Raw genomic sequence first — 11531 nt, forward strand, 5'->3', positions numbered from 1 at the left:
AGGTTTTACAGGAAAAAGTAATACATCATGAAAATGCCGCAGAGCACATACATGGTGGTTGACACTTCACGAGCACGACCCTGGGCGATCATGGAAATCGGATAAAGCGTAAACCCAAAAGCAATGCCATCTACCAGACTGTACGACAGAATGGTAATGATAATGGTGAAGAAGGCTGGAATCTTATATTCCATTTTCGTCCAGTCAATCTTCGCCATACTACTGGCCATAAAGACCCCCACAGCAATCAGCGCAGGTGAGGTGCTGACCGTGGTAAAGACGGCAATCAACGGATAGAAGAACAATGCAATCAACATGCAGCCAGCAGTGACCAGTGAAGTAAAACCAGTACGACCACCACTGCCTACCGCTACTGCCGATTCTGAATAGGATGTGATACTGCTGGTTCCCAGCACAGACCCCACGACAGTACCCGAAGCATCGGCAAACAGTGCTGAACGGACGTTGGGGATATTGCCTTTTTTATCGACAACACCAATCCCGTTGCAGACTCCGATAATGGTGCCCACGGCATCAAAGAAGTCGATAAACAGGAAGGTGATGATGACCACCAGCATTTCCATAGTAAAAACATTGGGCAGGTGACTGATTGCAGCACCAAAGGTGGGCGCCAGACTGGGTGGTGCAGACACGACACCTTCCGGCACAGGGTTTAGACCCACTGCAATGCCCACCAGGGTAGTCAGCAAAACACCCAAGAAAACGGCCAGTTTTACGCCTCTTGCGATCAGGAAAACCGTCAAAGTCAATCCAGCCAGTGCCAGCATAACCGTAGGTTCCGTCAAATCACCTAACTGAACCAGTGTCGCCTGATTATCGGTAATGATGCCGGCATTTCTCAGGCCAATAAAACAGATGAAGAAACCCAGTGCCGCTGTCACGGCATACTTCATATCTGCCGGTACGGCCCTGATCACTTTCTCCCGCACACCAGTGACAGACAGCAGGAAGAAAATGATTCCGGAAACAAATATACCCGCAATCGCTGTTTGCCAGGGGATATCCAGGGCAATGACAGTGCCGTAAGTAAACAGGGCGTTCATTCCCATCGCCGGAGCCAGAACAATAGGGTAACGGGCAAAAACCCCCATGACAAAGCAGGCAAAGGCAGCAGAGAGAACCGTGGCTGTGAATACGGCGCCCTTATCCATACCGGTATTGCCCAGGATGGCCGGGTTAACACTGAGGATATAGGACATGGCGAGGAAGGCAGTCAGACCGGCGAAGGTTTCGGTTCTGAAACTGGTTTTGAATTTGTCGAATTCAAAGTATTGCTTAACGCTGTTCAGCATATAACTCACCTACCTGGGAGTAATATTGAAATAAAACGAATGCTGATTTTATTTTTTTAATCACACCCGAAAAGATGTACATTCGCCCATTAAAGTAGCTATATGATACAGACGTACAAATATTAGGAAAGTAGAATTATTCCTTACTGACATAAGAAGACTGCTTTGGCAGGCTTCAGAAACATGAGGTAGTTTGATGAAAATGCGAACCCTGACTGAATGGCTGGATGCTTACGCTGCAAGTCACCAGAATCCCACCAACAAGCTGATTCACTGGCTCTGTGTTCCGGCGATCATGTTCAGCATCATTGGCATTGTCTGGTCTTTCAGCCCTGTCGCCGTTTTTGTGGTTATGGCCGCCACTCTGATTTTCTACTTTATCCTGTCTCTGCCTTTGTCTCTGGCTATCATTGTCCTTTATGTGGTGATGAGCTGCATTGCTGTGAGCCTTGGCGAGTCTTTATTAAACGTCAGTGTTACTGTTTTTGTGGTAGCCTGGATCTTCCAGTTTATTGGCCACAAGATAGAGGGCAAAAAGCCTTCCTTCTTCGAAGATATTCAGTTTCTGCTGATCGGGCCGCTCTGGTGTCTGAGTTTTCTTTTTAAGAAGTGGAATCTCAGGATCTTATGACAAGAACCATGAGATCGCTTGAACTATGATGTACTCTTGACTGTGAATTGTAGAGAACAAAGCCGGATAGCCAATGAAAAAACTGAAAAATGAGAACGAACTGGTCAAAGAGGCCCTGAGAGTCGGGGCTATTTATGCTCAAAAACGCAAAGCAGGTCAGTTTGAACCGACCGACTCCGCCAAGCAAAAAGTTGAATACCTCTACCGCCTGCTGGTTCATGACCAGCTGATACAACCTCTGGTGAAAGGGGAAGAGTCTGAACCCAGCATGAAGCGTAAGCTGGCGCTGTGGATATCCCGCCAACTGCCAGAGAACCATCCGCTGTTGAAATAGGTGCCCTAAAATACATGACCCTTACTCTTCGCTGCCCTGTCTGCCACGAGCTTCTGGCACAGTCATTCCATAATTCCGGTACCGGTCTGGGCTGTATCCAGAATCACCAGTTTGATCGAGCCCGGCAAGGGTATTTCAATCTTCTGCCGGGGCATAAAAAGCGCAGTAAACACCCCGGCGATGACAAAGCAATGGTTCAGGCCAGAACCCGCTTCCTGAACAAAGGCTACTATCAACCGGTGGCTGATTCACTGACCGATACTCTGCAAAGTCTTGAGCACCCTTCAGAACCTAACCTGTCTATACTCGATGCCGGATGCGGTGAAGGGTATTACACAGAAAAGCTACAACAGGCGTTTCCGGAAGCCTCCGTGGCAGGCATTGATATTTCCAAGCCTGCCATCACGGCCTGCTGCAAAAGAAGCAAAGCCATACAGTGGCTGGTTGCCAGTGTTAATGATATTCCCGTTAAGGATCAGGAACTGGACGTCATCATCAGTGTATTTTCACGATGCGACTGGAGTGAGTTTACACGACTGTTAAAGCCTGAAGGCCGTGTGCTGGTGCTGTCTCCGGGAGAGAACCACTTGCTGGAACTTCGTCAGGTTATCTACGAAACGGTCAGACCTTACCCTGTGGATAAACTGCTCGAGCAACTGCCTGCAAGCTTTACCCTGAGAGAAACAAAAGCCGTTCAGGGTGATATGCTGCTCAATTCAGCCGAAGATATTATGGACCTGCTGGCAATGACTCCGCATTACTGGCACGTTAAACCTTCCCAGAAAGACAAACTGACCAGCCTTACTGCTCTGCAGTGCAGAATTGATATGAAACTCTATGTGATCGAACGGCCAGGTTAACCGAAACACATCACAACTACTGGTATTTTCGTGATTTTCTGCCATTTTTAAATGGGGTTCATGGCGTTGGATTTAGACGTCGGAGGTCAAATAGTTACCAGTTAATAAGGACACAATTCAATGAGCAGGATAATACATATACTCTTTACGCTTTCCATGTGCATTACCTATTTGCCTGATGTTAATGCCGGGGAAGCCAATTATCTGAAACCGGTAGAAGTAAAGACGGGTGATTGCGATGTTTGGGCTGCCATGTTTATAGCTGAAAACCAATTTATTCTCAGCTGTGATAACTCTGCTGAACTTTGGCAAGCTACCGGACTTGGTCTCAGGCGTCTTTATGAAAAAACCAATACTAATTGGACCGCTTTACTGGAAGGCCCTGGTAATAACTACTTTTCAACGATATTAAATGATGGTCTTAATGCAGAGATCTGGAAAGTTACAATAGACGGAGCTCTCGTCCTTGTGTCACTCTATTCAAAGCACTCGCCCCATTCAGATTCCGGCATACCCGGCCTTGAACTAAAAATATCAGGCAATATAAGCTCAGTGTTATTTGTTAATAATTACATGTTATTTGTCTTAGAAGGAGGTGCGATCCTTTTTAACCGGCTGGACGATTCTATGCAGATAAAGGAACAGCCCCATCGGCTTCCGGATAATAATGTTACCAGCATTGCCATTAATAAAAATACAAAAAAAATGGCTATTGCCCTGGAAAATAGTAACCATGAAGTGATGCTCTGGAATTTGGTATTTGATGAAGATGTTTTGCTCCAGGGGTTCCGCCCACTGATACACTCTTTCCTAAGCACTGCCCGAAAAATGACTTTCGCATTAAATGGTCAACTGATTGCTGCTGTTACCGACTCAGGACTTGAGTTCAGAAAGGTTAAAGACTGGAGCAAACTTAACCATGTGGCACTATCCCAAAACTGTACAGATATGGCTTACAGTGAAAACAAGGATATTTTTATCGGCATTTGTCAGGGCCGAAAAGCCTATCTGTTTCAGCTTGGTCGAAACAATCAATACGATATTGAATCAGCCAACCCTGTCCATTTTGTAAAATTCGACTTGAAACCTGGCAGCAACAGGTTTGCAGTCGTTTTAGAAAATGGTGACGTAGTGTTGTGGAAGCTGTTTTATGAGGAGACGTCCAATGATAAAGCAGGTTATTACTACCCCATGAAAGTGGCTATTATGCACCATAATAGTGCCGTCGAAACCCTTGATTTTGAATCATCTGGCCAGTTATTAACAGTATCTGGAGGTAAAGCCACATTTTGGGATGAAGGTGGTTTTTTCACTGAAAAAGAACCAACCAGCAAGCCAACCAACAAGCCAACCGACAAGCCAACTGAAAATATACAGTTTTTAAGTAATGCAAGAAAAAACTCACTGGTAGGCATTACACTCCTTTTTGCTACATTCGCAACCCATACAGATTTGTGGGACTAAAAAACCCTATCCACCAGCAGAGCACACAACACAGTGATAATCACTATGCCCGCCAGATTCAGAATCAGGCCACTTCGGACCATCTGACGAATCGATAACAGACCCGAGCCAAACACAATTGCATTGGGAGGCGTGGCGACAGGCAGCATAAAGGCACAACTGGCGGCGATGGCTGCGGGAATCGTCAGAACTTCCGGGTCCAAACCCAGTGACACAGCCAGCGCTCCCAAAGGCGGCAGGAAAGCAGCTGTTGTGGCGGTATTGCTGGTAATTTCAGTCAGGAAAATAATCACCGAAACCACCAGGGCAATGGCGGCGATGGTGGGTAACCCATCCAATACCTGAAAATTACTGGCAATCCACTCTGCCAGCCCGGTTTTACGGATAATCGCAGCCAGACTCAGGCCACCTCCAAACAACAGCAAAACATCCCAGGGCAACCTGCGAATATCTTTCCAGTTAAGAAGAAAGTCGAGTCTTTCACCCCAACGGACAGGAATGATAAACATCAGCAACCCACCGGTCAGGGCTATAGCGGTATCGGTCAGCTTTATGCCCGGAAAAAAGCCGGACAGCCAGGGTCTGAAAACCCAGCATAATGCAGTTGCAGTAAAAATCACCGCTACCCATTTTTCGGCCTTGCCCAAGGAGCCCATGGCAGCCAATTGTTCATTTAAAGACTGGCGTACAGACTCACTTTCTCCCGAACGCAGCTCATAGCCCCCCAAACTGAGCCACCAGCCTGTCACCAGCAGCATCAACAAGGTCGCAGGCATCCCTATCAACATCCATTGGGCAAAGCCCATTTCTATGCCGTATTGCTCGTTGAGAAAAGCCGCTAACAAAGCATTGGGAGGTGTGCCGATCAACGTACCGAAACCACCAATGGAAGCGCCGTAAGCAATAGCCAGCAGCAGAGCGGCAGGAAAATGCCCATGGGAGCCCCGCTCTTCTTTCATCATTGTGATCACAGACATGCCAATGGGTAGCATCATGATAGCCGTGGCAGTATTGGACACCCACATACTGATAAAAGCAGTGGCAAGCATAAAGCCTATCACCTGCCGACGCTCGCCGGTGCCAGAAGCCAGCATGGTCAAAAGCGCAATGCGGCGATGCAGGTTCCAGCGTTCCATGGCCAGGCCCAGCATAAAGCCACCCATAAACAGGTAGATAACAGGGTGGGCATAAGCCGAAGCGACCTTATCCAGCGATAACAGACCGGCCAGCGGAGCCAGCAACAAGGGGAGCAATGCAGTCACCGGGATAGGCAATACTTCCATGGACCAGAAGACCGCCATCATCAGGGCCAGGCCAGCGCATTGCCAGGCGGCAACAGGCATATTCTCAGGCGCAGGCAGCACCAGCGTCATAACAAACAGGGCTGCCCCTGCGATCAGTCCAGTCAGCCAGACATAGGGGTTGGCCCTCGCTTGAAGCTCTGTCGGGGAGAGGTCTTTGCTCATGGCCTGTTCCTTAGAAGTATTCTGTTTATAAGTCGGTTACTTCCCTGATTTATTCACCCGTCCACTTCTAAAAGGCGAAAATACCGCCCTCTTTATGGTGGGTAAACGGTCATTACGACCAGTGATGTTATGAGCAATATGACAATTTATATTCTACCCTGTTCCCAGTTATCGAAATAAAACTATGAATGACTGCGGCAATGGACTCCTTTTTATCTATAAAATCCTTTTCAATCAGGGCGGCTTGCTTTGTAAGCCTTGTATCGATGTTGCTTGCATCTACGTCAGCTTATCAGGCAGAAGCGGCTGACAAGCCTTTGTGCCCGGAACACAAGTTTCCTTTAGAAATGGAACCGGTCGGCTGCGGAGGTTATTTCTGTATGTGGTGCTTGCAGGATAACCTCAATCAGATGGAAGATGAGATAGAGGCACAGCAGACCCGCTATGCTACCGAAACAACTCCGATGGAAATTGAGCCAGACTCTGGTGATCCGGATAGAGGCAATGATAGAGACAATGCTGGTCTTTTAGAGGATCAGATGGAGCGCGGCTGCCTGCTTCGAGACCAGAGGCAGGCATCAGGCGGCTACGCCTGTTACTCTGCTATGGTCAGTCCCCGTTCTGATTTATCGCTGCCACCCACTGCCAAATACAGCTTCGAAGGACAGTCAGAGCACAAAACCAGCTTACCCACTCACGACGACTCCCACGAAAATCTGGTCGTCGAATCATTGCCCGCTGAAACGGGTGACAAATCGCCTTCGCTAACGGTTACTGTTAAGAGGCTAGATAATGTTTTGGATCAGATTAACAATAAATTGGATGAAGCGTTGGACAGAATTCAATCTTCGTCAGACCCTGAAGAGGTGACCGAAGGCCCTTCTGTCGCTCACTCTTTGCCAGCGGCAGCTGAACCGACTGAGGATTTTTTGAACGCCATGCCGGTTAAGTCTAAGCGTTTGGGCACCTGTGTTCAGGAATCAGAAGGTTCATCTATTGCTCACAACCTTGTTGAACGACTTGAAAAGAGAGGTTATAAAATGTCAAGCATAAGCAATCATGCTTCGGCCCTACCCCGGGGAGAAGCCATGTTGCTACTGAGAAACAGGGTGGAACTGCCTGTCCTGCTCTCGCCGTTGTCGGATTTTAATATCAAATTTGCAGCTCAATCACTTTGGGATCTCGAGTCGCTTTTGCTCTCAGGAAGCGACCTTTTTATCCGGATGATCCATAAAGATGGGATGATCACGGTTATCTATATTCACCCTGTAGAAAATCAGCAGGTTCTGATTATCACAGAGCTGGGTATGCAAAGTTCGCCCATTCCTATCGAAAAACTGAACCTCCTTTTTAGTGCTTTTATGTACCATGAAGGGGTGACAGAACTGGCTATGTTTACTCACGAGGCCGCTCCAGACGATCCCGCCCCCTCATCAGAAGACGCCACTGCCGGAGCCATACTGACTCCTTCTTTAACAGACGCCATTATCGAACATATTCAGCAACTAGGGGTTTCTTCAGCAGAACATCCTCCTATCGAACATACTGGCGCTATCCGGGAACTTAAAAAGACCCAGGACCAGGCCGAACTTGCGCTATCAATGCCAGATTACGGTTTCCAGCCAAATCCAGCTGAAGGTGATGCTTTGCAGAATGTCGAAGCACTGACCCGAGCACAAAGCCCCTTTATCGCTCAATTGATAACCCCGGATCAACAGGTCACTGTGATTAACTTTCAGCCTGAAGCATCGGGCGATGTTATGCTGAGCCTGTCAGGACAGCACTTTCTTATAGACAGGAGAGAGATAGGAGCCTTGTTTGACTGGATCATCAACCAGTTTAAGCCGCTGATTAATATTTTTCTTCTGGCACCTATCTATATCTAACCCACATCCGCGTTTTCTCCTCAGCTCTGTTATACTCCGAGCCCCAAACTGCATTGCCACCCAGATTTGAGTGATGCAGGCTTTTCACGTTAGAGAGTAAACCTTGAGCACATACCCTTTTTCCGACTTGCCGCTGCCCGAAGCGCTGCTGAACAACCTGGAGCAGATAGGCTACCGGGAAATGACCCCTGTCCAGCAACAAAGTTTACCCCTGGCCATGGCCGGCAAAGACCTGATTGCCAAGGCCAAAACCGGCAGTGGTAAAACCGCAGCCTTTGCTATCGGCATGCTTCTGGGCATTCAACAACGCTTTTTTGGCTGCCAGGGACTGGTGCTCTGCCCCACACGAGAGCTGGCCACCCAGGTCGCCAATGAGATTCGAAAACTGGCTCGCTACCGTCAAAACATCAAGGTCGTGACCTTATGCGGCGGACAACCTATTGGCCCGCAGATCAGTTCACTCTCCCATGGTGCCCATATTGTCGTCGGTACACCGGGAAGAATTCAGGATCATTTGCGTAAGCGGACACTGACTATCGAACAACTCAAGACGGTGGTATTGGATGAAGCCGACCGTATGCTGGATATGGGATTTATTGATGCCATTGAAAACATTCTGGATCACACCCCGCCAGACCGGCAGACACTGCTTTATTCGGCCACTTACCCCAAACAGATCAGGGCTTTGAGCCAACAGTTCCAGCGTGAGCCTGAAGAAGTCACGGTTGAGTCAGTGCATACTCATCAGCACATTCAACAGTTTTTTTATCAAGCTGAGAACTCTGATAAACCTGAAACCCTCTGCAAACTGCTGAACCATTATCAGCCCACTTCTACGGTCATTTTCTGTAATACCAAACAGACCTGTAAGGACGTTGGGACTTATCTGTATGACCAGGGCTACAAACCATTGGTGCTGCACGGTGATATGGAACAGCGGGAACGAGATCAGATGCTGGTGCGATTTTCAAACCTGAGTTCCGACATTCTGATTGCCACCGACGTCGCAGCCCGGGGTCTGGACATTGATGATCTGGCAGCCGTTATCAACTACGACCTGAGTCGGGACCCGGAAGTCCATGTTCACAGAATTGGGCGAACAGGTCGTGCCGGTAAAGAGGGGCTGGCCCTCAATCTGCACACCTCCCGAGAGCAATACAAGCTGGATGCTATTGCCGATATTCTGCGCACCGAACTGACGTTTGCTGACCACAGGGCACTGAAGCCAGTAACACAATCGCCTGCAAAAGCCCCAATGGTGACACTGGCTATTGATGGAGGAAAAAAGAACAAGGTGCGCCCTGGTGATATTCTGGGCGCACTTACCGGCGACGCAGGCATTCCCGGAGATCAGGTTGGTAAAATTAATGTCTTTGATTTTGTCGCCTACGTAGCCATTAACAGGGAAAGTGCCCGGAAAGCCCTGGCTCGTCTTGAACAGGGCAGGATTAAGGGTCGAAAGTTTAAGGTTCGCAGACTCTGACAACTCCTGTGTTTGATATGTTTTCAGCTCATAAAAAACCCCGGTCGTATTATGAGCTGGGATTTTTGGCGACAGCCTCTTAAATTAAGGGGTAATACACTTAATCCTGCTCCAATCCAGATGTTTCGCTTCCTGAGTGATCTGCTCATTACAGATGTAACAATGGTTGCGGTTATGGTCACTGTCGTGTTTGACTTTTCTGCCAATAATGCAGTGGCCTTTCATATCCATGCAGAATCTTTGTTTGTAGTTGTACTGGGCGCATTCAGACAGATCACTGGCGGAATGCCTCATTTCTTTCCCGTCCCGAATCCAGTAATGGCCGTTATCCGTCCCCCTATCAAACTTGCAGACATAAGTTTGCCCTCTGACATATTCGGGAAACCTGCACTTCTTATTTTTGGCTGATGCCGGGGTTGCCAAAACCTGATCAGTGCTCTGTTGAGTGACGTCACTTTGGGTACTGTCTGAGTCAACAGGCTCGTAATAACGAGATTTACCCAGCTGACAGTGCTTGCCATCGGGTGATTGAGTACCAAAAGAGAAGTAACGACGCTTTTCACCACCCACTGTTTCGGTTCCGACTCCCATACAATGATTGGATTCCCGCACGCTAAACAGGTTTTCTGACGTAGCTTTATCACCAGCAGCCATCGGCTCTTCCCGATAGGTTCTACCCTGAGCAAACATCCCGGATTGTTCTGTTGACAGACTACAAGGTTCAAAAACACGATTTGATAGAAACAGGTCCGTGCTCATACCTGCTGGGTCTCTCAAATAGGGATTGTAGGTTCTGGCCAGCTGTAACTGAGCATAATCAGCTGACAACCATTCAAACCGATGATCGTAGGATTCGCTGCCACTGGCATCCTTGTAAAAGCAGGCCAGAGTGCCTGCTCCCTCGGTATAACCAACATACCCAAACTCAATATTCAGGTCCGGCATCGATTGCGTCACGCACAGTAGCACATCGTCAACTGTTTCCATGGCTTCAGAGAGAGCACTCACGTCATAGGAGTTATTAACGTGGGTAACTCCCCAACAGGTTTTTTCGGCTGCCTGAGCCATGGATATTGAAAAAAAAGCACCTATCAGAACAGATAAGGCCATTCGAACCGCATGCATCAAATTTCACCCACTACGAAAGAACTGAAAATTTAGACCCGGCTGGCTATTTGGGACTTTGACTTAATACGCCCGCGCAGGTTTCGCTGCCCAGTAGATACTGCCGATTTGGAAGTTATGCTTTACCGGACAAACTTATATAGACGATGACAGGATTTACCGCCACTTATCTTTCCCTGTACAAGAAATACTCATACGTCGATAGGTAAAAGTCAGCATGGGAGTCAGGGCTCACAAACGATAAGTTTGTCATTTTTACAAACGCAAAAACGACACATGAAAAAATCGATTCTGACGGCTGCCATCCTGGCGGCCAGTGCCACCGTTGCCCAGGCTGATATTATTGGTGCGAAACTGGGTTACAACTACTGGAATACCGCCGATCACGGTGACTTTCAGACCGTTTACGGACAGGTAGAGCATCCCATCCCCCTGCTTCCTAACCTGGCAGCAGGCTATAGCAAGCTCAATCATGACCAGCTGAAGTTTGATAGCTACGACGCCTCCGGTTACTACGAAATTCTGGATAATGGCAATATTGCTCTGGACCTGGGCCTGGGCCTTCGTCGCTTTGACAGCGGTGAATACCGGGATGCCTCATTCAGCGATACAGTCCCCATGTTCACCGCGGATGTGGAGCTGTTTCAGGCCAGCACTCTCAGCTTTTACAGCAAGCTGTACGCAGGTCGCTCTGGCGATACCCGTTTTAATGATCTGGAGGCAGGTGCTCGTTTTTACCTGTTTGCTGGTCTGAAACTGCAGGGTGGCTACCGCTTCTACGACATCGATATGGATGGCACCCAGGGCATCAATAACGATGAAAGCATCAAGGGCTTTAACCTCGGTCTGCACTGGGATATCTGACCTCCCCCCGTCTTAAAGCTGGCTCCCATGAGCCAGCTTCCTGCCTCTTCTGATGAATCAGCCAGATTTTTCTAAACTAAAAAAAACGCATCAACAAAATGGCAG

General features: G+C 48.2%; 10 protein-coding genes. 7 read left to right on the top strand and 3 right to left on the bottom strand.

From position 1 onward, the window contains the following. Positions 1 to 5 precede the first annotated feature (5 nt). The gene (locus tag K7B67_RS16900) at positions 6 to 1313 is read right to left on the bottom strand and encodes an NCS2 family permease (protein ID WP_252177050.1); all 1308 of its coding nucleotides are present in this window, start codon (positions 1311 to 1313) and stop codon (positions 6 to 8) included. A 196-nt stretch (positions 1314 to 1509) separates the two neighbouring features. On the opposite strand from K7B67_RS16900, the gene K7B67_RS16905 reads away from it, so the two are divergent. The 4 genes from K7B67_RS16905 to K7B67_RS16920 all read left to right on the top strand — a co-directional run bounded on the left by K7B67_RS16905 (position 1510) and on the right by K7B67_RS16920 (position 4602). Beyond that, positions 1510 to 1944, top strand: a complete 435-nt coding sequence (locus K7B67_RS16905) for an Mpo1-like protein (protein WP_252177051.1) — start codon at positions 1510 to 1512, stop codon at positions 1942 to 1944. A 73-nt stretch (positions 1945 to 2017) separates the two neighbouring features. Next, positions 2018 to 2278, top strand: a complete 261-nt coding sequence (locus K7B67_RS16910) for a DUF5062 family protein (RefSeq protein WP_252177052.1) — start codon at positions 2018 to 2020, stop codon at positions 2276 to 2278. A 14-nt stretch (positions 2279 to 2292) separates the two neighbouring features. Continuing rightward, a complete protein-coding gene (locus K7B67_RS16915; protein ID WP_252177053.1) occupies positions 2293 to 3138 on the top strand; it encodes a methyltransferase domain-containing protein in 846 nt (281 codons plus the stop codon). Between the two features lie 171 nt (positions 3139 to 3309). Beyond that, positions 3310 to 4602: a hypothetical protein gene (locus tag K7B67_RS16920; RefSeq protein ID WP_252177054.1), complete on the top strand. Its 1293-nt coding sequence runs from the start codon at positions 3310 to 3312 to the stop codon at positions 4600 to 4602. Here the strand turns inward: K7B67_RS16920 and K7B67_RS16925 are convergent. After that, complete coding sequence (locus K7B67_RS16925; RefSeq protein WP_252177055.1) at positions 4599 to 6068, bottom strand: DASS family sodium-coupled anion symporter; 1470 nt, start codon at positions 6066 to 6068, stop codon at positions 4599 to 4601. The genes K7B67_RS16920 and K7B67_RS16925 overlap by 4 nt on opposite strands. A gap of 266 nt (positions 6069 to 6334) precedes the next feature. Here K7B67_RS16925 and K7B67_RS16930 point away from each other — a divergent pair, with 266 nt between their 5' ends. Both K7B67_RS16930 and dbpA read left to right on the top strand, forming a co-directional pair. Further along, complete coding sequence (locus K7B67_RS16930; RefSeq protein ID WP_252177056.1) at positions 6335 to 7954, top strand: hypothetical protein; 1620 nt, start codon at positions 6335 to 6337, stop codon at positions 7952 to 7954. 103 nt (positions 7955 to 8057) lie between these two features. Beyond that, on the top strand, positions 8058 to 9437 hold the full coding sequence (dbpA, locus tag K7B67_RS16935; RefSeq protein WP_252177057.1) for an ATP-dependent RNA helicase DbpA: 1380 nt from the start codon (positions 8058 to 8060) through the stop codon (positions 9435 to 9437). A gap of 84 nt (positions 9438 to 9521) precedes the next feature. On the opposite strand, the gene K7B67_RS16940 is transcribed toward dbpA, so the two are convergent. Continuing rightward, on the bottom strand, positions 9522 to 10547 hold the full coding sequence (locus tag K7B67_RS16940) for a hypothetical protein (RefSeq protein WP_252177058.1): 1026 nt from the start codon (positions 10545 to 10547) through the stop codon (positions 9522 to 9524). A gap of 291 nt (positions 10548 to 10838) precedes the next feature. On the opposite strand from K7B67_RS16940, the gene K7B67_RS16945 reads away from it, so the two are divergent. After that, entirely contained in the window at positions 10839 to 11426 is a 588-nt protein-coding gene (locus K7B67_RS16945; RefSeq protein ID WP_252177059.1) for a hypothetical protein, read from the top strand. Positions 11427 to 11531: the final 105 nt, after the last annotated feature.

This window comes from Endozoicomonas sp. 4G (assembly GCF_023822025.1).
GTDB lineage: Bacteria > Pseudomonadota > Gammaproteobacteria > Pseudomonadales > Endozoicomonadaceae > Endozoicomonas_A.